The 22,749-nt window shown below is 66.6% G+C and carries 22 protein-coding genes; 15 read left to right on the forward strand and 7 right to left on the reverse strand.

What is annotated here, in order from left to right; all coding sequences use genetic code 11:
- The first annotated feature begins 36 nt into the window (after positions 1–36).
- From ACE3P6_RS09985 to ACE3P6_RS10040, 12 genes are all read left to right on the forward strand, one after another.
- A complete protein-coding gene (locus ACE3P6_RS09985) occupies positions 37–882 on the forward strand; it encodes a flagellar motor protein MotB (RefSeq protein ID WP_374394402.1) in 846 nt (281 codons plus the stop codon).
- Between the two features lie 90 nt (positions 883–972).
- On the forward strand, positions 973–2,280 hold the full coding sequence (locus ACE3P6_RS09990; RefSeq protein WP_374394405.1) for a flagellar hook protein FlgE: 1,308 nt from the start codon (positions 973–975) through the stop codon (positions 2,278–2,280).
- Positions 2,281–2,286: 6 nt separating this feature from the next.
- Complete coding sequence (gene flgK, locus ACE3P6_RS09995) at positions 2,287–3,750, forward strand: flagellar hook-associated protein FlgK (RefSeq protein ID WP_374394408.1); 1,464 nt, start codon at positions 2,287–2,289, stop codon at positions 3,748–3,750.
- The gene (locus tag ACE3P6_RS10000; protein WP_374394411.1) at positions 3,747–4,745 is read left to right on the forward strand and encodes a flagellin; all 999 of its coding nucleotides are present in this window, start codon (positions 3,747–3,749) and stop codon (positions 4,743–4,745) included. The genes flgK and ACE3P6_RS10000 overlap by 4 nt, the downstream gene beginning before the upstream one ends.
- Complete coding sequence (locus tag ACE3P6_RS10005; RefSeq protein ID WP_374394413.1) at positions 4,742–5,833, forward strand: flagellar basal body P-ring protein FlgI; 1,092 nt, start codon at positions 4,742–4,744, stop codon at positions 5,831–5,833. Before ACE3P6_RS10000 ends, ACE3P6_RS10005 begins: the two co-directional genes overlap by 4 nt.
- A gap of 472 nt (positions 5,834–6,305) precedes the next feature.
- Entirely contained in the window at positions 6,306–6,920 is a 615-nt protein-coding gene (locus ACE3P6_RS10010; RefSeq protein ID WP_374394416.1) for a ribonuclease D, read from the forward strand.
- Positions 6,901–7,863 carry an SIS domain-containing protein gene (locus ACE3P6_RS10015; RefSeq protein WP_374394418.1) on the forward strand — a complete coding sequence of 321 codons (963 nt, stop codon included), beginning with the start codon at positions 6,901–6,903 and terminating at the stop codon, positions 7,861–7,863. The genes ACE3P6_RS10010 and ACE3P6_RS10015 overlap by 20 nt, the downstream gene beginning before the upstream one ends.
- A gap of 2 nt (positions 7,864–7,865) precedes the next feature.
- A complete protein-coding gene (lptC, locus tag ACE3P6_RS10020; RefSeq protein WP_374394421.1) occupies positions 7,866–8,468 on the forward strand; it encodes an LPS export ABC transporter periplasmic protein LptC in 603 nt (200 codons plus the stop codon).
- Positions 8,469–8,490: 22 nt separating this feature from the next.
- Complete coding sequence (lptA, locus tag ACE3P6_RS10025) at positions 8,491–8,976, forward strand: lipopolysaccharide transport periplasmic protein LptA (RefSeq protein ID WP_374370711.1); 486 nt, start codon at positions 8,491–8,493, stop codon at positions 8,974–8,976.
- Entirely contained in the window at positions 8,976–9,734 is a 759-nt protein-coding gene (gene lptB / locus ACE3P6_RS10030; RefSeq protein ID WP_374394424.1) for an LPS export ABC transporter ATP-binding protein, read from the forward strand. The genes lptA and lptB overlap by 1 nt, the downstream gene beginning before the upstream one ends.
- 213 nt (positions 9,735–9,947) lie before the next feature.
- A complete protein-coding gene (hpf, locus tag ACE3P6_RS10035; protein WP_374394426.1) occupies positions 9,948–10,523 on the forward strand; it encodes a ribosome hibernation-promoting factor, HPF/YfiA family in 576 nt (191 codons plus the stop codon).
- A 33-nt stretch (positions 10,524–10,556) separates the two neighbouring features.
- On the forward strand, positions 10,557–11,021 hold the full coding sequence (locus ACE3P6_RS10040) for a PTS sugar transporter subunit IIA (RefSeq protein WP_374394428.1): 465 nt from the start codon (positions 10,557–10,559) through the stop codon (positions 11,019–11,021).
- 158 nt (positions 11,022–11,179) lie between these two features.
- On the opposite strand, the gene ACE3P6_RS10045 is transcribed toward ACE3P6_RS10040, so the two are convergent.
- The 7 genes from ACE3P6_RS10045 to cysQ all read right to left on the reverse strand — a co-directional run bounded on the left by ACE3P6_RS10045 (position 11,180) and on the right by cysQ (position 19,047).
- Complete coding sequence (locus ACE3P6_RS10045; protein ID WP_374394429.1) at positions 11,180–12,568, reverse strand: nodulation protein NodH; 1,389 nt, start codon at positions 12,566–12,568, stop codon at positions 11,180–11,182.
- Between the two features lies 1 nt (position 12,569).
- Positions 12,570–14,240 carry a beta-1,6-N-acetylglucosaminyltransferase gene (locus ACE3P6_RS10050; protein WP_374394495.1) on the reverse strand — a complete coding sequence of 557 codons (1,671 nt, stop codon included), beginning with the start codon at positions 14,238–14,240 and terminating at the stop codon, positions 12,570–12,572.
- A 14-nt stretch (positions 14,241–14,254) separates the two neighbouring features.
- Positions 14,255–15,265, reverse strand: coding sequence for a glycosyltransferase family 2 protein (locus ACE3P6_RS10055; RefSeq protein WP_374394431.1), 1,011 nt, complete (start codon positions 15,263–15,265; stop codon positions 14,255–14,257).
- Positions 15,266–15,293: 28 nt separating this feature from the next.
- A complete protein-coding gene (locus tag ACE3P6_RS10060; RefSeq protein WP_374394432.1) occupies positions 15,294–16,394 on the reverse strand; it encodes a glycosyltransferase family 2 protein in 1,101 nt (366 codons plus the stop codon).
- Positions 16,395–16,396: 2 nt separating this feature from the next.
- Positions 16,397–17,293, reverse strand: coding sequence for a UTP--glucose-1-phosphate uridylyltransferase GalU (galU, locus tag ACE3P6_RS10065; RefSeq protein WP_374394434.1), 897 nt, complete (start codon positions 17,291–17,293; stop codon positions 16,397–16,399).
- A gap of 177 nt (positions 17,294–17,470) precedes the next feature.
- The gene (locus tag ACE3P6_RS10070) at positions 17,471–18,262 is read right to left on the reverse strand and encodes a 3-deoxy-manno-octulosonate cytidylyltransferase (protein WP_374394436.1); all 792 of its coding nucleotides are present in this window, start codon (positions 18,260–18,262) and stop codon (positions 17,471–17,473) included.
- Positions 18,259–19,047: a 3'(2'),5'-bisphosphate nucleotidase CysQ gene (gene cysQ, locus ACE3P6_RS10075; RefSeq protein WP_374394438.1), complete on the reverse strand. Its 789-nt coding sequence runs from the start codon at positions 19,045–19,047 to the stop codon at positions 18,259–18,261. Before cysQ ends, ACE3P6_RS10070 begins: the two co-directional genes overlap by 4 nt.
- A 107-nt stretch (positions 19,048–19,154) precedes the next feature.
- Here cysQ and ACE3P6_RS10080 point away from each other — a divergent pair, with 107 nt between their 5' ends.
- The 3 genes from ACE3P6_RS10080 to dnaK all read left to right on the forward strand — a co-directional run bounded on the left by ACE3P6_RS10080 (position 19,155) and on the right by dnaK (position 22,700).
- Positions 19,155–19,979, forward strand: coding sequence for an ABC transporter permease (locus ACE3P6_RS10080; RefSeq protein WP_374370681.1), 825 nt, complete (start codon positions 19,155–19,157; stop codon positions 19,977–19,979).
- On the forward strand, positions 19,976–20,569 hold the full coding sequence (locus ACE3P6_RS10085) for a COG3650 family protein (protein ID WP_374394440.1): 594 nt from the start codon (positions 19,976–19,978) through the stop codon (positions 20,567–20,569). The genes ACE3P6_RS10080 and ACE3P6_RS10085 overlap by 4 nt, the downstream gene beginning before the upstream one ends.
- A gap of 223 nt (positions 20,570–20,792) precedes the next feature.
- The gene (gene dnaK / locus ACE3P6_RS10090) at positions 20,793–22,700 is read left to right on the forward strand and encodes a molecular chaperone DnaK (RefSeq protein WP_374394442.1); all 1,908 of its coding nucleotides are present in this window, start codon (positions 20,793–20,795) and stop codon (positions 22,698–22,700) included.
- Positions 22,701–22,749 lie beyond the last annotated feature (49 nt).

Consider the following 22,749-nt stretch of genomic DNA (forward strand, 5'->3'; position numbering starts at 1 on the left):
ATCACTGGTCCCGGGTAGAAGACTTGGGTGATGTGGATGGCTGCGCAAGGCAATGCGGCGCCGGTCATCATCAAACGGAAGAAGGTTGTCAGTGGCGGGGGCCACCACGGCGGGGCATGGAAAGTGGCCTACGCCGACTTCGTGACCGCCATGATGGCGTTCTTCCTGTTGATGTGGCTGCTGAACGCGACGACGGAAAAGCAACGCAAGGGGATTTCGGATTACTTCAATCCGACGATCCCGGTGAACCGGATTTCGGGCGGGGGCGACGGCGCCTTCGGCGGCGACAGCGTCTTCGCCGAAGAGACGATGGCGCATGACGGGACCGGCGCGGTCGATCGCAAGACCGCCGCCAGCGCCGCGGATGCCAATGGGGACAATTCCGGCAAGGGGGCTGCGGGCGACGGCAAGGCGATGTCCGAGCTTCAGGATGTCGAAAAGGCCCTGATGGCCCGGGGCGGCGAAAGCAACACGATGGAACGGCTCTTGCGCCACATCGTCACCAAGGTGACCGACGAAGGCCTGGTGATCGAACTGTTCGATCTTCCCGGTGCCCCGCTCTTCGATGGCGAAACGGACGAACCAACGCCGGTGCTCCTGGCGCTGACCGACCTTCTGTCCGAGGTGCTGAACCTCACCACGAACGAGATCGCGGTCGCGGGCCATCTGCGTGCGCTTCCGGTGACGCTGATCGACAATCCGGTCTGGGACCTGTCGGCCCTGCGCGCCCAGACCACGCGCAAACGGCTGGAGGAGGCAGGGCTCGACCCCGCGCGGATGCAGCGGATTTCGGGCTATGCCGACCGGGTCCCGGCGGTGTCCGATCCCGCGGCGATGCGCAACAACCGGATCGAGGTGATCCTTCTGCGCAGGGACAGATAACCCTTCGAATTTTACCTGTTAGGCAGGTGTTAATCGACGCAGGTGCAGGGTCGGCCCTACAGGAGTCGAAGCTGCAGAAAGGCGCTTTCCATGACGATTTCCTCCTCGCTCAGCGCGGGCGTGGCCGGGCTGAACGCGAACGCCACCCGGCTGGCCTCGATTTCCGACAATATCGCGAATTCGGGCACCTATGGCTACAAGCGCGCCTCGACCGATTTCACCAGCATGGTGATCACCTCCTCGCGCGGGGCGGGCACCTATTCCGCCGGGGGCGTGCGGGCCTCGACCGTGCGGCTGATCGACGAACGCGGCGACCTCGTCGGCACCGGCAACCCGCTCGACCTGGCGATCGCCGGGCGCGGGATGCTGCCGGTGATCAACGAGGTGTCGCTTGGCAATGCCCTGTCCGACACGCCCTTGCTCATGACCCGCACCGGCAGCTTCCGCACCGATGCCGACGGCGTGCTCAAGACCGACTCGGGGCTGGTGCTGCTGGGTTGGCCCGCGAATGCCGACGGCACCATCCCGTCAAACCCGCGCGACACGATCTCTGGCCTGGTGCCGATCGTGATCAACACCAACCAGACGGCCGGTGACCCGACCACGACGATGAACCTCGGCGTCAACCTGCCCGCGACCTACACTGTTGCCGGATCGACGGCGACCCCGCCGCCGTTGTCGGTCGAATATTTCGGCAACCTCGGCACCTCGGAAGCGCTGGAGGTAACGTTTGTTCCCGTCGTGCCAGCCACAGGATCATCGAACCAGTGGACGATGCAGATCCGCGACAGCGCCGGTGGTGGCACGCTGATCGGCGAATACAACCTGACCTTCGACGATTCGCGCGGCGCGGGTGGCACGCTCGCTTCGGTCACCGTCGTGTCGGGCGGGGCCTACAACCCGGCCGACGGCACGCTTGACCTGACGGTCGCGGGCGGGCCGCTGACCGTGGGCATCGGCCGCCTGGGCGACCCGAACGGCCTGACCCAGCTGTCGGACAACTTCGCCCCAGTCTCGATCACCAAGAACGGCTCGCCCGTCGGCAACCTGACCACGATCGAGGTCGACGAGAAGGGCTATGTCAACGCCACCTACGACACCGGCTTCACCCGGCGGCTCTACCAGATTCCGCTCGTCGACGTGCCGAACCCGAATGGCCTTCTGTCCTTGTCGAACCAGACCTACCAGGTCTCGCCCGACTCGGGCTCGTTCTTCCTCTGGGACGCGGGATCGGGACCGACCGGATCGATCCAGGGCTATTCGCGCGAGGGGTCGAAGACCGATGTCGCGGCGGAACTGACCAGCCTGATCCAGACCCAGCGCGCCTATTCCTCGAACGCCAAGGTCATCCAGACGGTGGACGAGATGCTGCAGGAAACCACCAACATCAAGCGGTGATAGGCGATGAGCGTCACCTCCGCCCTTGCCGGCGCCCTGTCGGGTCTCTCGGCCACCTCGCGGCAGGCGGAAATCCTGTCGTCGAACGTGGCCAACGCCACGACACCGGGCTACGCGCGCCGCCAGGTCAGCCTTGGCTCGGCGGTGCTGGCCGGGCACGGCCAGGGCGTGCAGGTGCTGGGCGTGACGCGCGACGTGGACAAGCAGCTTTTGGGCGAGAGGCGGCTCGCGCAGGCCTCGGGCGGCGACCGCGACGCGCGGGCCGCGTTTCTGGCCCGGATGGAGCAGGCGCTTGGTACGCCCGACAGCGCGGGTTCGCTGGCCGCCCGGCTGGCGGCTTTCGATCAGGCGCTGGTGGAAGCGGCGGGCCGCCCGGACTCGCAGGCGCGGCTGACCGGCATCGCCACCACCGCGAAATCGCTGGCCGAGGGGCTGGCTTCGGCGACCAGGGACATCCAGTCCGCCCGCGCCACCGCCGACCGCCAGATCGGCGATCAGGTCGGCAGGCTGAACTCCACCCTTGCCCAGCTGCAGGACCTCAACGTCGAGCTGCGGTCCTTCACCGGGGCCGGGCGCGACATCTCGGCGCTTCTGGACCAGCGGCAGCAGCTGGTCGACCAGATCTCCTCGATCATTCCGGTGCGCGAAATCTCCCGCGATCTCAACCAGATCGCGCTTGTCACCACCGGCGGGGCGACGCTGCTTGACGGTTCGGCGGCGGTCATCGGCTTTTCACCCACCCACACCATCACGCCCGAGATGACCCAGGCCTCTGGCGGGCTGTCCGGCCTCAGCATCAACGGGCGACCCTATGATACGGCGGGTTCGGCCAGCCCGATCCTGGGCGGCAGCCTTGGCGCGCTTTTCGCGGTGCGCGACGATCTGGCTGTCAGCGCGCAGGGCAAGCTGGACGCGGTCGCGCGCGATCTGGTCGAACGCTTCGCCTCGCCCGCCGTCGACCCGACGCTTGCCCCCGGCGTGCCAGGCCTTTTCACCGATGCAGGCGCCGCCTTCGACCCGCTGGACGAGGCGGGCCTTGCCGGACGCCTCTCGCTCAACGCCGCCGCCGACCCGGCGCAGGGCGGAGCGCTGTTCCGGCTGCGCGACGGGCTGGGGGCCGTCACGGAAGGTCCGGCGGGCAACGGCACGCTGATCACCGCCCTCCACACCGCGCTGACCGGGACGCGGCCGCTGTCTTCCACCGGCTTCGCAGCCGGCAGCCGCAGCTTCGCCGCCCTGACTGGCGACCTGATGAGCGATGCCTCGGCGCTGCGGCTGTCCGCGCAGTCCGAGCAGAGCTTCGCCGCAGCCAAGCTGACCGCCCTGACCGATCTTGAGGCGCAGAACGGCATCGATACAGATCAGGAGATGCAGGACCTGCTGGTGATCGAGAAGAACTATGCCGCGAATGCCAAGGTGATTCAGGCGGTGGCCGACATGATCGACACCCTCATAAGGCTGGACGGATGACACGGATTTCAGTTGGCGACGCAAGCCTCACGAACATCCTGGCGCGGCAGGGTGCTGATCTGCGCGGTCAGGTGCAGCGCGCCTCGCAAGAGGTGGCAACCGGCCGGCATGCCGACATTGGCGCGGCATTGCGCGGCGATTTCTCGCCGCTTCTCGCCGTCGACGCAAGCCTCGCGCGGCTGGCGGCCTACAAGTCGAACACCGCCGACGCCGCCTTCCAGACCGCCGCGCAGCAGGCCGCGATTTCCGGGCTGTCGGACCTGACCTCGGGGATTTCGACCACCCTTCTGGGGGCGAAGAATTCCACACCCGTGCAGATCGACACGCTGGCCGCCGATGCCAAGGGACGTCTCGCCTCGGCCATCGGGCTGCTGAACACGCAGGCCTCGGGCCGCGCGGTGTTCTCTGGGGTGGCAACCGGCTCGGTCCCGCTCGGCCCGGTCGAGGACATGCTGGCTGCCCTGCAAACCGCCGCTACCGGGGCCACGACCGCCGGACAGGTTTCGGCGGCGGTGAGCGGCTGGTTCGCCGACCCGCTGGGGTTCGGGGCGTTCTACCAGGGGGGCGGCCCGCTCTCCGCCACCCCCATCACGCAGGGGGAGGCCGCAGAGATCTCGACCACCGCGACGGACCCGGCCCTGCGCGATACGCTTGCGGGCTTTGCGATGGCGGCGCTGCTCGACAGGGGCGTCCTCGCGGGTGACGCGACCGAACGCGGGCGGCTGGCGCAGCAGGCGGGGCAACAGCTGGTCTCGACCGAGGATGCGCGGACGACGCTCGCGGCGCGCATCGGTACCGTCGAGGCGCAGATCGAAGCGGCGCGCAGCCGAAACTCGGCCGAGGAAACCTCGCTTGGCATCCTGCGGTCCGACATCGGCTCGGTCGATCCCTACGAGGCCGGCACCCGGCTGGAGGTGCTCCGGTCGCAACTCGAATCCCTCTATCTCGTCACCGCCCGCGTCGCGCGGCTGAGCCTTGCGGAGTACCTCAGATGATCCGTTTCCTGCTGGCCTTCCTTCTGTTGGCAAGCGCAGCCCTGGCCGAGCCGATCCGCATCAAGGACCTGGTGGAGTTCGACGGGGTGCGCGGCAACGACCTGGTGGGCTACGGTCTGGTCGTGGGCCTGAATGGCACCGGCGACGGGTTGCGGAACGCGCCCTTCACCGAGGAAATCATGGCCAATCTCCTGGAGCGGCTGGGGGCCAACGTCACCGGCGAGGAGTTCCGTCCGAAGAACGTGGCGGCCGTCTTCGTGACCGCGCAACTGCCGCCCTTCGCGCGGGCGGGGGGGCGGATCGACGTGACGGTCTCGGCCATCGGAGATGCGAAGAGCCTTCTGGGCGGGACGCTGGTGATGACGCCGCTGAATGGCGCCGACGGTCAGATCTATGCGGTGGCGCAGGGGACGATCATCGCGGGCGGGGTCGCCGCCGAGGGGCAGGGGGCGAAAGTGACGCAAGGAGTGCCGACGGCGGGGGTCATCCCCTCGGGCGCGCGGGTGGAGCGGGAGGTGGAGTTCGACTTCGCGGGCCTGCCGGTGCTGCGGCTGGCGCTGAAGGCGGCCGATTTCACGACGGCGGCGCGGATCGAGCAGGCGGTGAACGCGGAATTCGGCGCGCGGGTCGCCGAGATGCAGGATGCGGGGACGGTCGCGGTGGACATCGACGCGACGGGGATGCGGTCCCCCGCGCATGTGCTGGCCCGGATCGAGGGCATTCTGGTGGAACCTGAAACGCGGGCGCGGGTGGTGGTCGACCAGCGGTCGGGAACCATCGTGATGGGGGCCGACGTGCGGATCAGCCGGGTCGCGGTGGCGCAGGGCAACCTGACGCTGCGGGTCGAGGAGAGCCCTCTCGTCGTCCAGCCGAACCCCTTTGCCGAGGGGGAGACGGTGGTGGTGCCCCGGACCAGCGCCTCGATAGGCAAGGACGGGACGGGGCTGGCCGAGGTGCAGGGCAACACGGATCTGGCCGAGGTGGTGGCCGGTCTGAACGCGCTGGGGGTGGCCCCGCATGACATGATCGACATCCTGAAAAGCATCAATGCGGCGGGGGCGCTGCATGCGGAATTCGTCGTGAACTGACGGGCTGTCCACGGTGGACAGAAAATCGGGACGTTTGATATCAACGGCTTGCTTGCGGGCGTTAGGGATTTCGTAACACTTCCGTGGCCGGAGACTGCTGACGCCAACCCTCTTGCTCCGGCGGGGAGACGGGACGCGGGTCTTGCTAGAGGTGGCCGGGGTTCGGGTGGGCGCCGGGTGAAAGTGTGGCCGCGAGACGAGTTGGGTCAAGCGCGGCGAGCCTTTGGGTCCCCGCTTTCGCGGGGATGACAGGGGGCGGGAGGTCTTGCGAGCGGTCGCGTACCCCCAAGGAGTTCAGGGACACCCGAAGGCGCTGAGCGGAAGGAGAGTTGGCACACCACGCCATGCCGGACCCCGAGCGAGGAGTGCATGACATGCTCGACGAGCGGCCCGGCGCAAGGGCGGGCGGCCCGCAGTTGACCCTGCGGGGGCGCGGGCGTAATCCGGGGATGATCCATGAAAGAGCATTCCCTTGACCATCCACCTGCACCAATCCGACCTTCCCGACGGCCTGACCCTCGGCCCAGTCGTCGCCATCGACACCGAGACGATGGGCCTTGATCCCCGCCGCGACCGGCTGTGCGTGGTGCAGCTGTCGGACGGCAACGGCGACGCGCATCTGGTGCAGATCGCCAAGGGCCAAACCCGCGCGCCGAACCTGGAGCGACTGCTGGCCGACCCCGCGACATTGAAGCTCTTCCACTATGGCCGCTTCGACATTGCGGTGATGAAGAAGGCGTTCGGCGTCACCACCGCCCCGGTCTGGTGCACCAAGATCGCCTCGAAGCTGATCCGCACCTTCACCGACCGGCACGGGCTGAAATACCTGCTGGCCGATCTGGTCGGCGTCGATGTCTCGAAACAGCAGCAGACGAGCGACTGGGGGGCGGAAACCCTTTCTGACGCGCAGAAGGACTATGCCGCGTCGGACGTGCTCTACCTGCACGCGCTCAAGGCGGAACTGGAGGCGCGGCTGATCCGCGAGGACCGGCTCGACCTGGCGCAGCGGCTGTTCGCCTTCCTGCCGACCCGGGCCGAGCTGGACCTTCTGGGCTGGGAAGACACCAATGACATCTTCCTCCACTGACCTGCTTGCCACCGGCCAAAGGGTGATCCGCCGCGAGGCGGGTGCCCTGGAAACGCTGGCCGGGGGGCTGGATGGCAATTTCAGCAAGGCCGTCACCTTGCTGATGGCCGCCAAGGGGCGGGTGATCGTCTCGGGCATGGGGAAATCCGGCCACGTTGCCCGCAAGATCGCCGCCACCTTCGCCAGCACCGGAACACCGGCGCATTTCGTCCACCCGGCGGAGGCGAGCCACGGCGACCTGGGCATGGTGGCCGAGGGCGACGTTCTGCTGATCCTGTCGAACTCCGGCGAGACGCCGGAACTGGCCGACATCCTCGCCCATGCCAAGCGCTTTGGCATTCCGCTGATCGGGGTGGCCAGTCGCGAGGGGTCCACCCTGATGCGGCAGGCGACGGTCGGCATCCTGCTGCCGCAGGTGCCGGAGGCCTGCGAGACCGGGATCGTGCCCACCACCTCGACCACCATGACGCTGGCTTTGGGCGATGCGCTGGCGATTGCGCTGATGGAGCACCGGGCCTTCACGCCCGAGCATTTCCGCATGTTCCACCCCGGCGGCAAGCTGGGCGCGCGGCCGTTGAAGGTGGCCGACCTGATGCATGACGACCCGCCGCTGGTGGCCGAAACCCTGGCGATGGGCGAGGTGCTGCTGGAGATCACCCGGCGCGGCTATGGCGTCGTGGGGGTGACGGATGCCAATGGCGACCTGGCCGGGATCATCACCGATGGCGACCTTCGGCGGCATCTGGAAGGGCTGATGCTGCACAAGGCGGGCGAGGTGATGACGCCGAACCCGCGTACCATCGGGCCGGAGGCGCTGGCGGGCGAGGCTTTGGCCCTGATGAACGACCGCAAGATCACCTGCCTGCTGGTCACCGCGCCGGACAGCCGCACGGCGATCGGCATCCTGCATGTACATGACTGCCTGCGCGCGGGTGTCGCCTGATCATGGCCCGGGTCGACCGGCATACGCGGCTGGTGGGCTGGCTGAAGGTGGCCCTGCCGCTGGCCGCGCTGGCGATCCTGTCGACGCTGTTCCTTGTTGCGCGCCGGATCGACCCCGAGGCGGCGCTGCCCTATGCCGAGGTCGATGTCGAGGACCTTGCCCGCGAGCCCCGGATGACCGCGCCGACCTATGCCGGGACGACCCAGGACGGCGCGGCGCTGACCCTTTCCGCCACCGAGGCCCGGCCCGAAGCGGAAGGCACCCCGGCCAAAGCGGCGGGGCTTCGGCTGGAGCTTGCCACCCCGGACGGCGGGCGGACGGAACTGCTTGCGGCTTCCGCGGTGATGGACGATGCCTCGCGGCAGGTGCTGCTGTCGGGCGGCGTCACGCTGACCACCGCCACCGGCTACCGGCTGGAGACGGCGGAGGTCGCGGCCAAGCTGGACCGGACCGGGCTGGAAAGCCGGACGCCGGTGGTAGCGACGGGGCCGGCGGGGGAAATCCGTGCCGATGGCATGGTTCTAAGTCAGGACAACCAGACCCCCGGGGCCTATGTTCTGGTTTTCAAGGGTGGCGTCCGGCTGGTATACCAACCGGGCAGCTGAGACGGCTGCAGAGGTTCGACGCATGGCATTTCGGCTTGGTTTTCTGGTCCTGACCCTGGCGCTGGCGGCGGCGGGCGCCGAGGCGCAGCAGAAGATCGCCTTCGGCGAGTTGAAGCAGGACACTTCGCTGCCGGTGCAGGTGCAGGCCGACCAACTGGCGGTGAACAATGCCGACGGGACGGCGGTGTTCAGCGGCAATGTGGTGGTGACGCAGGGCGAGATGAAGCTGGCGGCGGGTGAGGTGAAGGTCAGCTACGGCGCCGACAAGAAGAGCATCGAGACGCTGGTCGCCTCGGGCGGGGTGACGGTGACGAACCTCGGCGATGCGGCCGAGGCGAAGGAAGCGGTCTACACCATCGCCAGCGGGGTGATCGTGTTGTCGGGCGACGTGCTTCTGACGCAAGGCGGCTCGGCGATGGCGGGGCAAAAGCTGTCGATCAACCTCAAGGACGGGACCGGGGTGATGGAAGGCCGGGTCACGACCACCTTCGTGCCGGGGGGCAACTGATGGCCCGGCCCGACCTGACCGTGACCGATGGCAATGCCGGGCTGCAGATCCGCAGCTTGCGGAAGAGCTACAACAAGCGCCCGGTGATCCGCGACGTCAGCATGGACCTGCACCGGGGCGAGGTGGTGGCGCTGCTGGGGCCGAACGGGTCGGGCAAGACGACCTGTTTCTACTCGATCGCGGGCCTCGTGATGCCGGAAGGCGGCCAGGTGCTGATCGACGGCAAGGACGTGACCGCGCTGCCAATGTATCGCCGCGCCCGGCTGGGGATCGGCTACCTGCCGCAGGAAGTGTCGATCTTCCGGGGGCTGTCGGCGGAAGACAACATCCTCGCCGTGCTTGAGATCGCGCAGCCCGACCGCCACAAGCGGCGCGAGCGGCTGGAGGAGCTGCTGAGCGAGTTCTCGATCACCCACCTGCGGCGGACGCCCGCGCTGGCGTTGTCGGGGGGCGAGCGGCGGCGGGTCGAGATCGCGCGCTGTCTGGCGGCGGACCCGAAGTATCTGCTTCTCGACGAACCCTTCGCGGGGGTGGACCCGATTGCGGTGGGGGAAATCCGCCACCTTGTCCATGACCTGAAGGCGCGGGGGATCGGCGTCCTGATCACCGACCACAACGTCCGCGAGACGCTGGAGATCGTCGACCGCGCCTATATCCTGCACGACGGCAAGGTGCTGATGTCGGGCACCACGGACGAGGTCGTCCGGGACGAGAACGTGCGCCGGGTCTATCTGGGCGAGAACTTCCGCATCGTCTGAAACCGCGCATCGATTCTGTTGACAAGCGGGCTGCGCGGTGTGCCAAATACCCGTAATGCGAGCGATACTTGCCCCTGCCCCGGCCCGGTTTCTCGCGGTCACTCCAACCGCCAGATGCGGCGTGACGCAACGTTTTTTCCGACCAGAACCAGAAAGACCGGACGGTACGGCCTAGGGGCCGGAACGCTCTGGCAGCATGCAAAAGGAGAGATCATGCGCTACCAGATCAGTGGAAAACAGATCGACGTTGGTGAGGCTCTTCAGACCCATGTGAAAGCCGAACTGGGCGAAGTGGTGGAGAAATACGCCCAGCGGCCGACCGAATGCGTGGTGGTTTTCTCGAAGGTTGCGCATGAATTCGTCTGCGAGTCGGTGATCCACCTGTCCACCGGGCTGACCGCACAGGCGAAGGGGCATGCCGCCGAGATCTACGCGGCGTTCGAATCCTGCCGCGAGAAGCTGGACAAGCAGCTTCGCCGCTACAAGCGGCGCATCCGCAACCACCATTCGAACCGAACGGGCCCTGTTGAATTTGGCGGGGCGTCCTCGTATATCCTCGCCGCAACCGAGGACGCCGAGGAAGCCGAGCCTGACAGCCTGCAGCCGGTGGTCATCGCCGAGATGGAGACGAAGATTCCTTCGATCACCGTCGGCGAGGCCGTGATGCAGATGGAACTGGCGGGGCAGAAGATGCTGGTGTTCCGGAACGAAGGACATGGGGGCGTGAACGTCGTGTATCGCCGGGAAGACGGCAACATCGGCTGGATCGACCCTCGCAACAGCAAGTAGAGCGTCCGACCGACGCGGGACCAACGTCGACTCATGGAACTTTCCAAGCTACTTACCCCGGGGGCCGTTCGGGTCGTGGGGCAGTTCACCTCGAAGAAGCGGCTGTTCCAGGAGCTGGGCGAGATCGCGGCGCAGGCCTATGGGCTGTCGGGCGCTGCGGCGATCGACGGCTTGCAGGAACGCGAGTCGCTGGGTCCGACCGGCGTGGGACATGGCATCGCCCTGCCCCATGCCCGGCTGGAGGACCTGAAGGGGATCATCGGGGTCTTCCTGCGGCTGGAAAAGCCCCTGGACTATGACAGCGTCGACCGGCAGCCGGTGGATCTGGTCTTCGGGCTGTTCGCCCCGAAGGATTCCGGGGTCGACCATCTGAAGGCGCTCGCCCTCGTCAGCCGGACGATGCGCGACCCGGCGGTGGTGGCGAAGCTTCGGGCCAATTCGGACCCGGCGAAACTGTATGCGATCCTGACCGAAGCGCGGGCACCGCAGGCGGCGTGATCCTGTCCACGGTGGACAATCCCTGATATTCACGCAAAATCAATGGGTTGGTCGCGGGCGTCAGGGGTTTCTTAACCCAGGCCCTTGGGGCCGCTCGTCGTCGACTTCGTCGCTCCTCGCCGGGTTGCGACGAGAAGCCGAAGGCGCACGAGGAGCGGTCATTTGCGCCAGCGGGTAAACCCGAAGCCCATGTAGTCGCGCTGGTACGCCTCGGCGGCGGCGGCTTCCAGGGTTTCGTCCCAGATCGAGAGAAGCGCCGCTTCGGCAGGGTTGGGCGAAGTGACGGGCGCCTTCACCGTCGCCTCGGCGGCAATCGCGGCAAGGCCTTCGGCAAGCCGGTCTTCCCGCAACAGGTGGTCGAGCGGCTGGAAGCCCGCGAAGCCCTGCACCAGCGCGGTCTGGCTGGCGAGGCTGGGGTCGACCCGTGCGCCGGTCTGGCCGCCGGTGGCGAGGCGGCAGTAATTGAGAAAGATCAGGAAGGCGGCGCGTTCGGCCTCCGGGGTTGCAAAGGGCTCACCCGGGGGCTGCAGCTCGGCCAGGAAGCCGTTGATCAGGATGCGACGCAGGTCCTGCGCCTCGCCCGTCACGATCTTGCGGCGAAAGGCGGCATGGGCGCGCAAAAGCGGGTGGCGCAGGACGGTGAAGCTGCGATGGCCGGGATGCCTGCGCTTCCACTGGCGGAGCGATTTCTGCTCGAAGCCTTCGCTCACCTCACCCAGCGCGGCGAACCAGTCGCGGATCGCCACCTCGGGGCCGGAGCGGATCGGGAAGAACAGGAGACCCGCTTCGGAGGCCAGCGCCGTCGGCACCCCGGCGGCGCGACGGGGCTCGAAACTGGGGGTGCGACCAAGGTTGAAGACATCCACGGCGGCGAAGGCTTCGGCCAGTGCCTCGGGGTTTTCCAGCTTGTCTTCCAGCGGGCCGGGGTTCTGCTTTTTCAGCGTGTCGTCCAGCGCCTTCAGCCGCGCCTCGACCCCAAGGAACGCGGCAAGACCGTTGATCACCTCCAGCGAGCCGAGGTCTTCATAGTCGAGGTAGAAGGCCGTCTGCCCGCTGGTTTGCAGGGCCTGCATCAGCAGAAGCTGGAAAGCCTGGATGTCCCGCAGATGTTGCAGGAATTCCGGCACGTCGAAGCGGACCTTCGCGGTCTTCAGCCGCCGGGCATTGGTCAGCTTCCACTGGTCGGTCGCCTGCGCGATCTTCCAGCTGACATAGCTTTCCAGCGGGTTGCGGGTCAGGATGATCTTGGCGCAGCCGGGGTCGGGCAGCACGTCATCAAGGATGCGCAGATCGTGGTCGTGGAAGAAGCGGAAGCCGGGCAGGCCCTCGGTTTCCTCCCGCAGTTTGCGGAGAAGCGGACGCGGGTCGCGGTCGCGCTCTTCCATCGTGATGCCGAAAAGCTCCGTCCGGTCTTTCTTGCCGAGGATGTAGCGGTTGAAGACCTCGCCGTGGCTGGTGACGCCGGGCAGGGCGTTGAGGTTCGCCTCCAGGAGGTTCGACCCGGTGCGCATCTCGGCGAAGACGACGAAGGAGTGGAAGCGCGGCATCTCAGCGGACGATCCGGGGGCGGAAGGGCTGGTCCGGCCGGGCAAGCTCGGCATCCGAGGGGAAATCGCCCATCAGGACCGGGGCCATGCCCTGATTGCGCAGGTCCTGCAGGAAGCTGCCGAAGCCCTGCAGCGGGATCAGCTGCGGCAGGTCGGTCACGCGATGCGCGGCGCGGGGGTTCAGGAGGTCGACCAGTTGCTCCAAGGGCTCGGCGGGGTTCTCGATGAAATCGGCCAGCGACCAGAGGCGGACAGTGGCCTTGGTTTCGGGGCCGTTCAGCTCATGCAGGAAGTCGGATTCCATCTTTTGCAGGCGCGCGGCTTCCGGGCGGACCTCGGCGGCGCTGCGACCGGACAGCCAGAGCGGCACGGCGAAGGCGCCGGTGACGGCAAAGATGGTGGCGTTGGGGTCGGAGGCGAGGAAGGGGGCGATGGCCTGTTCGTCGGCGGGGCCGAACTGGAAGCATTGCGTCTCGCCCCGCGTGTTCCAGATCAGGTTGGTCAGGAAGCTTTTCGGGTTGTAGTCGCGCAAGGTCGGGCTGTCGGAGAGGCCGCCCTTGAAGACGCTTTCACCTCCGGCGAATTCCGCCCGGTCGAAGGCGAAGAGATGGCCGTGGACGCGGGCGTCGAGCGCGCGGGCAAGCCAGGGCTGGAAGTCGTGGAACAGCTCGGCGAAGCCGGAGAACACGCCATAGGGCGCGGCGGAGAGGGTGCCGCCGCGGGCGCGGATCGGGAAGCGGCTTTGCATATAAAGGCCGGGTCGGCCCTTGACGCGACGCTCGACCGCCTTGGCGAAGAGGCGGTTGATCTTGCCGGGGTTGGGCTCCAGCGTCCGGTCGCCATCGGGCGTGAGGAAGGTGCGGTAGAGCAGCTCGGCCTGGGGCCAGATCTTGCGGGCGAGGAAGGCGTCGGTCTGGCGCAGCAAGTGCAGGTGGTCATCGTAGAAGGTGTAGGGGCGGCCCTGGTAGTCGAATTTCGACAGGGTCAGCGAGCGGCTTTCGATGCGGGTGGAGACCTGACGGACGAGGCTTTGGAAGTAGCTTTCGTCTGGAATCCAGACGCGCTTGAAATAGCGGTCCAGCGTGGGGCGGTCGGGGTGGTTCAGGATGGCTTGCAGGGTGGGGCGGGTCAGGCACCACCACTGGCTGCCGAGATGGGGGATCAGGCCTTTCGGCAGGCGGCGGCGGAAGCGAAAGAAGCGCTGAAGGGTGACGTAGCCGTCGAAAAGCCTGCGCTGGCGTTTCCACGAGAAGGGGAAGCGCAGGGTGAAGCGTTCCTCGTTGAGGCCGCCGATGGTCCAGCCGACATCCGCCGTGGTGACGCTTTCGATGAAGTCGGTGTCGGGGTGCTGGCCAAGGTGGGCTTGCAGCGCGCGGACGGGGCGGATCGGCAGGCAGGAGCCGGAGGCGAGGAGGATGTGGCTGGCTTGCGGGAAGTCGGCGAGCATCTGGGCAGAAGCGTCGAGCGTGGCTTGCACGATGCCGAAGCTGCCCCATTCGCAAGGCGAGCGGGGGGAGAAGCGGATGTCGGGGAGGTCCTGCAGGGCGGTCTTCAGCGTGTCGAATTGCGCTTGCGGGGTGCGGGCGTCGACGTGGATCACCACCGGGCAGCCGTGCTGCGCCCAGTGCCGGGCCAGTTGCGCCGCGCGGTCGAGGGCGGCGTGGCAGAGCATGACAACCCCGAGAGTCACGCCCAGTTTCCTTTCGACATCAGGCCCAGCACCTCTAGCTGGCGCCAGTTGACATATTTCTCGCTCCAATTGCACCAGAGATCGCGCTCGCGGGCGATGCCTTCGCGGTAGGCGCGGTATTCGTGGCTTTCGGCATAGTGCTGGCCGCGGGCCAGTTCCTCGGCAGCCTTGGCGGCGAAAGTGTCGAGGAACTTGGCGTGGAGAAGGACGCCGGAGGGACGTTCGCCGCCCTGGTCCTCGTAGGTGAGGTTCAGCGCGCGGGGCAGGAGCATGTGGGTCGAGGAGACATAGGCGTAGGCGCGGTGCCACTTGACGAGCGGGGTCTTGTTCATCGCCGGGGCGTGTTTCGGGCGGTCAGGGAAAAACAAGCGCGCGCGGGGGCCGCCCTGGATCCAGAGGTTGCGATACAGGGGATTGCGGGCGATCAGGTAGTTGCCGCTGTCGAAATAGGGGGCGATTTCAAAGGGGTTCTGGCCCTCTCGGTAGGGCTGTTCGTGCATCGCGCCCTTGGGATACATGTCCAGCATCATCGCCCCGAATGAGGGGGTTTCGGCACTGTCGAGCCAGTCGGTGAGGGCGCGGAGGGGGCGGGTCTCGCAGAAGGGGTAGACGAGGAATTCGTCGACGTCGACGGTCAGGCACCAGCGGCCGTGGCCGTGGCGGCGCAGGAGATGCATCATCCAGTCCATGCCGAAGCGCGACTGTTTGTAACCGGCGGTGGCGGACCAGATCGAGACGTCGGGCTGGTCGGCAAGGTAGTCGCGGGTGCCGTCGTCGGAGCCGTTGTCGACGATCAGGAAGTGGTCCACCCCGAGGCGGCGGTAGTAGGTCAGGAAATACGGCAGCCGGATGCGTTCGTTGCGCATGGTGGAGAAGAGGAGGATCGGCTGGGCGGGCAGGCTGGCGGTGCAGTCCTGCACCGGGGTCAGCTGACGGCGGCGGCGCCAGGCGCGGGCCAGGAGATACTTGCGGCGGGTGCGCAGACGGATCAGCGAGATCAGTCCCATGTCGGCCCCGCATTCTGGGGAAATCCCGTCATATCCAGCCGCCCCGCGACATCAGGCCCAGCGCCTCCAGCTGCCGCCAGCCGGTGTAGCGGGTGGAGGCGGGCGTGTGCAAGACCGGGTCGGCGGTGAGGCGGTCGTAGTAGGCGGCATACTGGCTGGCGTCGGCGAAATGTTCGGCGCGGGCTTTCTCCTCGGCGGAACGGTCGGTGATGCCGGGCAGGAACTTGGTGTGGAGAAGGACGCCGGAGGTCAGTTCGCCGCCATCTGTCGCATAGACCTGGTTCAGGCGGGGGGGCAGCAGGGCGTGAGTGGAGTTGACGTAGGCGTTGCGCCAGTGCCAGCGGACCAGCGGGGTCTTGTTCAGCGTCGGCGCGCGGCGGGGGTCGGTGGCGAAGAAGGCCCGCGCACGGGCACCGCCCTGGACCCAGAGGTTGCGCATCCTTGGCTGGACCTGCACCTGATAATTCCCGGCGTCGAACCATGCGAGATGGCGGATCGGGTCATCCTCTGGCTCGACCCGGCCCTCTGACACCGGGCCTTCGGGATACATGTCCAGCGTCAGCGCGCCGAAGCTGTCGCGCCCCTGCATTTCCAGCCAGCCGGTCAGGGCGGACAGGGGTCGGGTCTGCCAGTGGGGGTAGACAAGGAGTTCATCGGCATCAAGCGTCAGGCACCAGTGGCCATGCCCGTGGCGCATCTGCAGCCAGGTCAGCCAGTCCATCCCGAAGCGGCTGGCCTTGTAGCTGGCGGAGGTCTGCCAGAGCGAGACATCGGGCTGGTCGGCGAGCAGGCGGGCGGGGCCGTCGGTACTGGCATTGTCGACGGCCAGAAAATGCCGGACCCCAAGCGCGCGGTGATGCGCCAGGAAATGCGGCAGGCGCTGCGCCTCGTTGCGGAGGCAGAGGAAGCAGAGCACGTCACCGGGGGCGATCTGCGCGGTGCGGTCCTGCACGGGGGCAAGCTCCCGGCGCTTCCGCATCGCGCGCAACAGAAGGCGCTGGCGGCGGAGGCGCAGTTTCAGCGCCAGAAGCGCGCCGGTCAGGCCGGTGAGGGGCGGAACAAGCTCGCCGACGGCGCAGGCATGGGGCAGGCGCCGGGGAAAGCTGCTGGTCGCGCCCCGGCTGCCCAAACCTATTGCGCGGCCTTCTGCATGGCCGTCAGGTCGTGCAGGAAATCGGCGAATTCCTCGCCGAACTCGGGGCGCGACAGGCCGAAGGCGACGGTGGCCTGCAGGAAGCCGATCTTCGAGCCACAGTCGTAGCGCTGGCCCCGGAAGCGCAGGCCGAAGACGCCGCCCGGCTTTTTCGTTTCCTGCGCGATGGCGTCGGTCAGCTGGATTTCCCCGCCCGCGCCCTGCTTGATCTTGTTGAGGTTGGTCAGGACCTTGGGCGTCAGGATATAGCGCCCGATCACCGCGAGGTTCGACGGCGCGTCCTCGGGTTTCGGCTTTTCCACCATCCCCTTGACCTTGACGATCAACCCGTTGTCCTCGGCGATGTCCAGCACGCCGTAGCTGGAGGTCTTCTTCGGCGCGACTTCCATCGCCGCGACCATGCAGCCGCCGGTTTCGGCATGGGCCTCGACCATCTGTTGCAGGCAGGGCGTCTCCGCCGCGATCACGTCATCGGGGAGGAGGACGGCGAAGGGCTCGTTCCCGATCAGGCGGCGGGCGCACCAGACGGCATGGCCGAGGCCCATCGGGCGGTTCTGCCGGACATAGGCGATGGCCCCCGAATCCATGTTGGTGTCCTTGAGGATTTCCAAGAGGTCGGTCTTGTTCTTGCGGCGCAGCTCGGATTCCAGCTCCGGCGCATTGTCGAAGTAATCCTCCAACGCGGATTTCCCGCGCGAGGTCACGAAGATGAACTCCTTGATCCCGGCGGCACGGGCTTCGTCGATGGCATACTGGATCAGCGGCCGGTCGACGAGGGTCATGATCTCTTTCGGAATCGACTTGGTGGCGGGCAGGAAGCGGGTGCCGAGCCCAGCCACGGGAAATACTGCCTTGGTGATCTTTCTGGTCTTCATGGACTCGTCCTAACCCCGTCCGGTACTGGGAATATTTCAGGCTCAATCGTGGTTCGCAGCCGAATCTGACCTTATGCGGGCAGTGGCGCGGCAATATTCGTAAACTGCCTCAGTCGGGGAAGTTTCGCATCAAAAAACGGCGGCAAGACGACAATCCCTACCCGGCGCGATTGCTTTTCAAGCAGGGGTTGTGGCGAGCATGGCCTCGATGATCGGGACGTCCGACGGGTTGTTCAGCTCCCAGAACTGGCGACCGTGCGATTCGACCTGGACGCACAGCACGGGGCGGCCCTGTTCCAGAAAGCGGAGCTGTTCCAGGCCTTCCAGCGTCTCCAGCGGGCCGACGGGCCAGGACGGATAGGCGGCCAGCGCGGCGGGGCGGTAGGCGTAGACGCCGACATGGTGGAAGACGGGGGTGGGTTCGTCCGGGGCATAGTCGCGGCCAGTGTAGGGGATGACTTCCTTGGAGAAGTAGAGCGCGCGTCCGCCTTCGCCGAAGACGGCAGTGGTGCCGCCGACGCGACCGTTGCGGCGGTCGTTCAGGAAGCCCGCGACCGCCCGGCCGTCACAGCGCAGGACGGGCGTGGCGATGTCGGCCTGCGGGTCTTTCGCCATGCCCGCGACCAGATGCTCGACGAACCAGGCGGGGGTGAGGGGGGCGTCGCCTTGCAGGTTGACGATCACGTCGTAACCGGGGAGTTTGGCGGCCACCTCGGCGCAGCGTTCGGTGCCGTTGCGGGCGTCGGACGAGGTCATCACCACCTCGGCGCCGAAGCCTGACGCATGGTCGGCAATACGGCTGTCGTCGGTGGCGACAACGACGCGGTCGATGCCTTTCACCGCAATTGCCGCCTCCCAGCTGCGGCGGATCAGGGTCTTCTCGCCGTCGGGGCCGCGCAGGGTGACGAGGGGTTTGCCGGGGTAGCGGGTGGAGGCATAGCGGGCGGGGATGGCGATCAGGGTCTTCATTTCAGCACGACCCCCGGCGCGTAGGCGATGAAGAAGGGGTTGTCCCAGCCGGGCTTGCCATAGGCCAGCGTCTGGTGGTCGTCGAAGCGCACGGTCAGGCCCCCTGCCCCGCGCAGGACGGCGTCGCCGGCGGCGGTGTCCCATTCCATCGTGCGGCCAAGGCGGGGGTAGAGGTTGGCCTCGCCCGTCGCCAGCAGGCAGAACTTCAGGCTGGACCCCGCGCTGGTCATGTCGCGGACGGCGTAGCGCGAGATGTAGTCGTCTGTCGCCTGGTCGCGGTGGGATTTCGAGGCGACGACCATCAGCGCCGCGTTGTCGGGGGTGGAGACGCGCAGCGGTTTCAGCGGGCCGGGTTCGGGACCGAAGGGGCCGGTTTCCTCGACCGCGCTGCCGTCGGGCAGGGTGTAGAACAGGCGTCCCTTGGCGGGGGCATAGACGACGCCGTGGGTGGGAATGCCGTCTTGCACGAAGGCGATGTTGACGGTGAAATCGCCGCGGCGCTGGACGAATTCCTTGGTGCCGTCCAGCGGATCGACAATCAGGAAGGTGCGCGCGGTCAGCGAATGGGAGGCGGCCTGCTCCTCGGTGATCAGCGGCACCTGCGGGAAGGCGGCGCGCAGACCGGCGGAAATGACGGCATCGGCGGCGAGGTCGGCCTCGGTCACCGGCGAAGCATCGCCCTTGGCGCGGACCTCGAAATCGGGGCGGCGATAGATTTCCATGATCCGGTCGCCCGCTTCCAGCGCCAACCGGCGGAAAAGCGGCATCAGTTCGGCAAAGTCCATCGTGGCCCCTGGTGGTAATTGATCAACGGTCCGGGGGCCCTTATCCTTCGCCGTCAACAAAACGGCAAGATTTCCCGGTACAGGATGCCGACCGGAAGGGAAGACGCATGTTCCGACACAAGCCCGTTGCGCGGTCCTGGTTCAGCCTGGCGTTCGAAACGCTGGAGCTGATCTACCACGTCGCCGTGCGCAACCTGCGCAGGTCGCACAACAATGCGATGCTTGGCCTGTTGATGTCGATCGTGCAGTCGCTGATGATGCTGCTGATCATGTTCTTCATGATGCAGCTGTTCGGCATGCGCCGGATCGCCGTGCGCGGCGACTTCATGCTGTACGTCATGTCCGGCGTCTTCATGTTCATGACGCACATCAAGGCCATCGGCGCGGTATCCGGGGCGGACGGGCCGACCTCGGCGATGATGATGCACGCACCGATGAACCCGATCATCTCGATCATGGGGGCCGCGCTCGGCTCGCTCTATCAGCAGACGCTGTCGGCGGGGGTGATCCTGTTCATCTACCACGCGGCCTGGAGCCCGATCACCATCGACGAACCGATCGGGATGCTGGGGATGTTCCTTCTGTCCTGGTTCAGCGGCGTCGGCATCGGCATGGTGTTCCTGTCGGCGAAACCCTGGCAGCCCGAGCTGATGGGGATCCTGGTGATGATCTACCAGCGGGCCAACATGATCGCCTCGGGCAAGATGGTGCTGGCCAACAACCTGGCACCCAAGCGGCGCGACCTGTTCGACTGGAATCCACTGTTCCACACCATCGACCAGGCGCGCGGGTTCATCTTCCTGAACTACACGCCACGCTATACCGACTATCATTATGCGATCAAATATGCCCTGGTCTGCATCCTGATCGGGCTGATGGCGGAATTCTTCACCCGGCAGCATGCCTCGGCCAGCTGGAACAAGCGGCGATGATCCGGCTCTGTCTTCTGTTTCTGGCGCTTGCGCTTCCCCTGCGGGCCGAGGTCTTTCCGGCGCTGCATAAGGTGACCGGGGTCGCGGCGGATGATGTGCTGAACATCCGCGCCGCACCGGATGCCGGGGCCGAGGTGATCGGGGTGCTGGCGCCCGATGCGACCGGGGTCGAGGTCTTGTCCGAGGCGGGCGGCTGGGGTCAGGTGAACACGGACGAACGCAGCGGCTATGTCGCGATGCGGTTTCTGAAGCGGGCAGACGGGCCGGACTGGAACGCGCTGGAAACCCCGCTGACCTGTCTCGGGACCGAGCCGTTCTGGTCGCTCCGGATCGATGCGGCGAAGGGCGAAACCCGGTTCCAGACGCCTGAGGACGAGGAGGCCCGTATCGCCCCGATCACCGCAAGCTGGCCCGCGCTGCCCTGGTCACCAAGCGCCGCCCTCGCCCTGCCCGACGGTATTGCCGTGCTTGCGCCTGCCGAATGCTCGGATGGCATGTCGGACCGCGGCTATGGCATTGCCGCCGATCTTTTCCTGACCGGACCGGACCGGACACGGCTGTCCGGCTGCTGCTGCCTGGACCCGCCGTGAGGCCCGGCAAACCGTGAACCCAAAGTTTGACGGATTTCCGCGCATCAGCGGCCAAGATTCGCGCAGCCGCCCGCGCGGCAACCGTTGCAGGCCCGAAAACGCCTGCCTATATACGCCACACACGGGCGCCGGGCCGCCAGACCCGACGTCTATTCGCAAGGTGGGGATGCCTGCTTCCTTAGGGTCCTTGCCGGAACATCGCCTGAAGTAAAGGGATACATACATGGCCAAAGTCATCGGTATTGACCTCGGGACCACCAACTCCTGCGTTGCCATCATGGATGGTTCGCAACCTCGGGTCATCGAGAATTCGGAAGGCGCGCGCACGACGCCCTCCATCGTCGGCTTCACGGAAAGCGAACGCCTGGTCGGCCAGCCCGCCAAGCGCCAGGCCGTGACCAACCCCACCAACACCGTCTTCGCGGTCAAGCGCCTGATCGGCCGCCGCCTGGGTGATGCCGAGGTGGAAAAGGACAAGAAGCTTGTCCCCTATCACATCGTCGACGGCGGCAACGGCGACGCCTGGGTCGAGGTGCGCGGCGAGAAATATTCGCCCTCGCAGGTGTCCGCCTTCATCCTGCAGAAGATGAAGGAAACGGCTGAATCCTACCTGGGTGAAAGCGTCACCCAGGCGGTGATCACCGTCCCCGCCTATTTCAACGACGCCCAGCGCCAGGCCACCAAGGATGCGGGCAAGATCGCCGGTCTTGAGGTGCTGCGCATCATCAACGAACCGACCGCGGCCGCGCTGGCCTATGGCCTCGACAAGAAGGAATCGAAGACGATTGCCGTCTACGACCTTGGCGGCGGCACCTTCGACATCACCATCCTGGAAATCGACGACGGCCTCTTCGAGGTGAAGTCGACGAACGGCGACACCTTCCTTGGCGGTGAAGACTTCGACATGCGCATCGTCCAGTACCTCGCGGACGAGTTCAAGAAAGAGCATGGCGTCGACCTCACGCTGGACAAGATGGCGCTGCAGCGGCTGAAGGAGGCCTCGGAAAAGGCCAAGATCGAGCTGTCGTCCGCGAGCCAAACCGAAATCAACCAGCCGTTCATCAGCATGGACAAGAACACCGGGCAGCCCCTGCACCTGGTGGTCAAGCTGACGCGGTCCAAGCTGGAAAGCCTGGTCGAAGACCTGATCAAGAAGTCGATCAAGCCCTGCATGGCCGCGCTGAAGGATGCGGGCGTGTCGAAGGACGACATCGACGAGGTCGTGCTGGTCGGCGGGATGACCCGGATGCCGCGCGTCGTGGAAGAAGTGACCAAGTTCTTCGGCAAGGAACCCCATAAGGGCGTGAACCCCGATGAAGTCGTGGCCTTGGGCGCGGCGATCCAGGCGGGCGTTCTGCAGGGCGACGTCAAGGACGTGGTGCTTCTGGACGTGACGCCGCTGTCCCTGGGGATCGAGACGCTGGGCGGTGTCTTCACCCGCCTGATCGACCGCAACACGACGATCCCGACCAAGAAGTCTCAGGTGTTCAGCACCGCCGAGGACAACCAGAACGCGGTGACGATCCGCGTGTTCCAGGGCGAGCGGGAAATGGCCGCCGACAACAAGATGCTGGGCCAGTTCAACCTGGAACAGATCCCCCCCGCCCCGCGTGGGGTGCCGCAGATCGAGGTGACCTTCGACATCGACGCCAACGGCATCGTGTCGGTGAAAGCCAAGGACAAGGGCACCAACAAGGAGCAGGCGATCACCATCCAGGCTTCGGGCGGGCTGTCGGACAGCGACATCGAACAGATGATCAAGGACGCCGAGGCGAATGCCGAAGCCGACAAGGAACGTCGCGAGCTGGTGGAGACCAAGAACCAGGGCGAAAGCCTGCTGCACTCGACGAAGAAGTCGCTGGCCGAGCATGGCGACAAGGTCGATCCCTCCACGGTCGAGGCGATCGAGCTGGCGATGGGTCCGCTGGAAGACGCGCTGAAGGGCGAGGATGCCGGCAAGATCAAGAGCGGTATCCAGAACCTGACCGAAGCCGCGATGAAGCTGGGCGAGGCGATCTACAAGGCCAGCCAGGCGGAAGGTGGCAGCGCCGAGGACGAGCCGCGGCCGGTGGATGACGACGACATCGTCGACGCCGACTTCGAGGACCTGGGCAACAACCAGCGGAAGTAAGTCCGCGGGAATCGGAAAAGGGGCGGTCTGGCAACGGGCCGCCCTTCGC

Origin of the sequence: Tabrizicola sp., assembly GCF_041911175.1 — a bacterium.
GTDB lineage: Bacteria > Pseudomonadota > Alphaproteobacteria > Rhodobacterales > Rhodobacteraceae > Tabrizicola.

Coding starts and splice junctions, on each gene's coding strand:
- ACE3P6_RS10005 (WP_374394413.1), top strand. CDS start 4,742: ATGATCCGTTTCCTGCTGGCCTTCCTTCTGTTGGCAAGCGCAGCCCTG.
- lptA (WP_374370711.1), top strand. CDS start 8,491: ATGGCATTTCGGCTTGGTTTTCTGGTCCTGACCCTGGCGCTGGCGGCG.
- ACE3P6_RS10050 (WP_374394495.1), bottom strand. CDS start 14,240: ATGCTCTGCCACGCCGCCCTCGACCGCGCGGCGCAACTGGCCCGGCAC.
- hpf (WP_374394426.1), top strand. CDS start 9,948: ATGCGCTACCAGATCAGTGGAAAACAGATCGACGTTGGTGAGGCTCTT.
- ACE3P6_RS09990 (WP_374394405.1), top strand. CDS start 973: ATGACGATTTCCTCCTCGCTCAGCGCGGGCGTGGCCGGGCTGAACGCG.
- ACE3P6_RS10055 (WP_374394431.1), bottom strand. CDS start 15,265: ATGGGACTGATCTCGCTGATCCGTCTGCGCACCCGCCGCAAGTATCTC.
- cysQ (WP_374394438.1), bottom strand. CDS start 19,047: ATGGACTTTGCCGAACTGATGCCGCTTTTCCGCCGGTTGGCGCTGGAA.
- dnaK (WP_374394442.1), top strand. CDS start 20,793: ATGGCCAAAGTCATCGGTATTGACCTCGGGACCACCAACTCCTGCGTT.
- ACE3P6_RS10080 (WP_374370681.1), top strand. CDS start 19,155: ATGTTCCGACACAAGCCCGTTGCGCGGTCCTGGTTCAGCCTGGCGTTC.
- ACE3P6_RS10040 (WP_374394428.1), top strand. CDS start 10,557: ATGGAACTTTCCAAGCTACTTACCCCGGGGGCCGTTCGGGTCGTGGGG.
- lptB (WP_374394424.1), top strand. CDS start 8,976: ATGGCCCGGCCCGACCTGACCGTGACCGATGGCAATGCCGGGCTGCAG.
- lptC (WP_374394421.1), top strand. CDS start 7,866: ATGGCCCGGGTCGACCGGCATACGCGGCTGGTGGGCTGGCTGAAGGTG.
- ACE3P6_RS10070 (WP_374394436.1), bottom strand. CDS start 18,262: ATGAAGACCCTGATCGCCATCCCCGCCCGCTATGCCTCCACCCGCTAC.
- galU (WP_374394434.1), bottom strand. CDS start 17,293: ATGAAGACCAGAAAGATCACCAAGGCAGTATTTCCCGTGGCTGGGCTC.
- ACE3P6_RS09985 (WP_374394402.1), top strand. CDS start 37: ATGGCTGCGCAAGGCAATGCGGCGCCGGTCATCATCAAACGGAAGAAG.
- flgK (WP_374394408.1), top strand. CDS start 2,287: ATGAGCGTCACCTCCGCCCTTGCCGGCGCCCTGTCGGGTCTCTCGGCC.
- ACE3P6_RS10015 (WP_374394418.1), top strand. CDS start 6,901: ATGACATCTTCCTCCACTGACCTGCTTGCCACCGGCCAAAGGGTGATC.
- ACE3P6_RS10085 (WP_374394440.1), top strand. CDS start 19,976: ATGATCCGGCTCTGTCTTCTGTTTCTGGCGCTTGCGCTTCCCCTGCGG.
- ACE3P6_RS10045 (WP_374394429.1), bottom strand. CDS start 12,568: ATGCCGCGCTTCCACTCCTTCGTCGTCTTCGCCGAGATGCGCACCGGG.
- ACE3P6_RS10000 (WP_374394411.1), top strand. CDS start 3,747: ATGACACGGATTTCAGTTGGCGACGCAAGCCTCACGAACATCCTGGCG.